At 57.8% G+C, this 258-nt stretch carries 1 protein-coding gene; it reads left to right on the forward strand.

The window, feature by feature from the left end; translation table 11 throughout:
• Positions 1-46: 46 nt before the first annotated feature.
• Positions 47-258: hypothetical protein (locus B8W69_RS29665; protein ID WP_220084585.1), on the forward strand; the 212-nt coding region annotated here is incomplete at its 3' end.

The following is a 258-nucleotide window of genomic DNA, read 5'->3' on the forward strand; positions in this document are numbered from 1 at the left end:
GTTCTCAGGTAAGGGCCGGTGTGGTTCCCTGACTAGGCTGCTGCCGTTGGCTCCCGTCGTCAACGAGCAAGATCTGCAAGTGCTCCCTGTCATCGCACATGTCGGTTATCCGCAGGCGGCCGACGAGTATTACCAGTTGCTTTTAGCATTACGCCCAGGACGCGTTGCTGGCCTGGCGGAGATCGTCGCCAACGGTCAACCTTTTACCGTCACTGACGCCACTGAGGATGAACTAGCTCTCACTGCTTGGGCTCGTAT

The organism is Mycolicibacterium vulneris, assembly GCF_002104765.1.
GTDB lineage: Bacteria > Actinomycetota > Actinomycetes > Mycobacteriales > Mycobacteriaceae > Mycobacterium > Mycobacterium vulneris.